This window comes from Geminicoccus flavidas (genome assembly GCF_009806515.1).
Lineage (GTDB): Bacteria > Pseudomonadota > Alphaproteobacteria > Geminicoccales > Geminicoccaceae > Geminicoccus > Geminicoccus flavidus.
Genome location: NZ_WUJP01000222.1, coordinates 1 through 2,510, shown reverse-complemented (window position 1 = coordinate 2,510; position 2,510 = coordinate 1). Strand labels below are relative to the sequence as shown.

Here is a 2,510-nt window from a genome sequence, read left to right as displayed (position 1 = left end):
AGGACCAGCACGATCGCCACTGCCCCGGCCTCGGTCGGGGTGAAGACGTTGGCACGGATGCCGCCGATGATCGCAACGATCAGGAGCAGCGCCGGCCAAGTCGCGAGCAGAGTCGAACCGGCCTCTCTGGCGGTCGGCCAGGACTCCCGTGCCGGCCGGTAGCCGCGCCGCACGGCCGTGATGTAGGTCGCGACCATCAGGAGGAAGGCGCAGAGCAGGCCGGGCAGGATGCCCGCCATGAACATCTGCCCGACCGACACGTCGGCGAGCAGCGCATAGATGATGAGCGCGATCCCGGGCGGGATGATCGGCGTGACCAGCGAACCCGCCGCGGTGACGGCGCTAGCGAACGCCCGGTCATAGCCCTGGCGCTCCATCTCGGGCACCATCATGCGGCTCAGCATCGCCGCATCGGCCAGGTTGGAGGCGCTGATGCCACCCATCAGGGTGGAGAGCAGGATGTTCGCCAGCCCCATCCCGCCGCGGATCCGGCCGACCAGCAGGTCCGCCAGCCGCAGCATCCGCTCGGCGATCCCAGTATGCGACATCAGCGTGCCGAGCATGATGAAGAACGGGATCGCGAGCAGCGAGACGTTCTCGGTCGGCCCCACCACGCGCTGGACGGCGATCACCAGCGGCACCGAGCCGAACAGGAGGAAATAGGCGAGGACGGCGATCAGGATGCCGATATAGAGCCGCATGCCCAGGGCGAAGGCCAGGAGCATGATGAGGGAGATGACGATGAGGCTCATCCGGCGTCTCGCATCCGCAGGCGCTTGAAGGTGCGGGCCGCCCGGCCCGCCATGATGATCGCGGCCCCCGCCGCGCCGACCGGCACCGCGAGGTCGATCCAGAACCAGGAGATCCGCAGGATGCTGGTGATCTTGAACTGGACGGTGTTGGCGAGGCGCCAGCCGAGCCAGGCCACGAACAGGAGCACCACGACCGACAGGACGTCCGTGAACAGGCCCAGCATCTGCCGCGGCCGCTCGCGCATCAGGTCGGTCAGGACGGTGATGGAGAGATGCTGGTTCTCGTATTCGGCCGCGATCGCCCCGACCATCACGATCCAGATCAGGAGCAGCGCCGAGAGCTCCTCGGTGAAGTGGATCGGCTGATGGAAGACGTAGCGCATCAGGACGGCGGCGTTGAACAGGACGATCAGGACCGCCAGCAGGATCGACGCGATCCAGACGGCGGCGCTCGAGAGACGCTTCATGGCGCGGTGGCCTCTTGGATGACGAAAGCCGCCGGCGTCGGTGCGCCGGCGGCTGGCTCGGAAACCCGGACTAGGCTGCTTACTTGAGCTGGTCCTGGATCTGCTCGTAGAGACCTTCGGACCATTCCGGGAACTGCTCGTAGGCCTTGAGCGTCGCTTCGCGGAACGGCGCCTTGTCGACCTCGATCACCTCGACCCCGGCGTTCTTCATCTTCTGGATGACCGCAGCGTCTTCCTCGTTCGTGATCTTCTGGCTGTAGAGGCCGGCCTCGTAGGCGGTCTCCTCGATGATCTTCATCTGCTCCTCGGGCAGGGTCGAGAAGAACGCCTCGCCGCCCGCGAACACGGCCACGTTGGTCAGGTAGCCGATCAGGCTCAGATACTTGGCTTCCTCGTGGAAGCGCTGGCCGTAGAGCACCGAGAGCGGGTTCTCCACGCCGTCGATCACGCCCTGCGACAGGGCGGTGAAGGTCTCGCCCAGCGGCATCGGCGTAGGCGTGGCGCCCATCGCCTCGAAGGCCCTGATCTGCATGACGTTGTTCGGGACGCGGACCTTCAGGCCGGCGAGGTCCGCTGGGGTGCGCACCGGCTTGTTCGCGATCAGGTGGCGCACGCCGTAGAGATAGTTCGGCAGGACGATCCGGATGCCCTTCTCGCGCAGCCCCTGCTCCTTCTCCTTGAACCAGTCGCTTTCATAGATCTCGAGGATCTTGGCCGGGTCGTCGCTGAGGAAGGGCCCGAACAGCACGCTGAGGTCGGGATCGTAGTCGGCCAGGAAGCCGGCATCCGTGATAGTGATCACGTTCATGCCCATCATCGCCTGCTCGGTCACGTCCTTCTTCGACCCGAGCTGGGAGCTGGGATAGAGCTCCAGGGTGATCTCGCCGTTGCTGCGCTCGGCGATCAGGTCCTGCCAGTAATGCATGACCCGGTCCACCGGCTCGCCGGGATTGTTCTCGTAGGCGATCTTGATCGCGACCGGATCGGCATGGGCGCTGCCGGCAACCGCACCGAGCATCGCGATGGCTGCGGTGGCGAGCAGGGCCGTGCGGCGGAACATCGTGGCAACAGGCCGTGTCATGACGTTTCTTCCAGTTGGTCTTGTCAAAAAATTCGATTCAGAAGCCGATCACACCGCCGCCGTCGACCACTAGGGTCTGCCCGGTGACGTAGGCCGCCGCCGGCGAGGCGAGGAACACGGCCGTCCAGCCGATGTCCTCCGGCGTGCCCAGCCGGTTCATCTGGATGCGGCCGAGGATCTTGGCCTGGCGCGCGGGATCGTTCGCCGTGG

4 protein-coding genes are annotated in these 2,510 nt (G+C 65.9%); all 4 read right to left on the bottom strand.

Going from position 1 to position 2,510, the window contains the following annotated elements:
- On the bottom strand, positions 1–752 hold a 752-nt coding region (locus EQG76_RS06350; RefSeq protein WP_159711637.1), incomplete at its 3' end, for a TRAP transporter large permease.
- Positions 749–1,219 (bottom strand): TRAP transporter small permease, encoded by a 471-nt coding sequence (locus tag EQG76_RS06345; protein WP_159711635.1) that lies wholly within the window; start codon positions 1,217–1,219, stop codon positions 749–751. The genes EQG76_RS06350 and EQG76_RS06345, both read right to left, overlap by 4 nt.
- A gap of 79 nt (positions 1,220–1,298) precedes the next feature.
- Entirely contained in the window at positions 1,299–2,279 is a 981-nt protein-coding gene (locus EQG76_RS06340; protein ID WP_159711639.1) for a C4-dicarboxylate TRAP transporter substrate-binding protein, read from the bottom strand.
- A 58-nt stretch (positions 2,280–2,337) separates the two neighbouring features.
- Positions 2,338–2,510, bottom strand: a 173-nt coding sequence (locus tag EQG76_RS06335; protein WP_159711633.1) for an SDR family oxidoreductase, incomplete at its 5' end; no start/stop codon positions are given.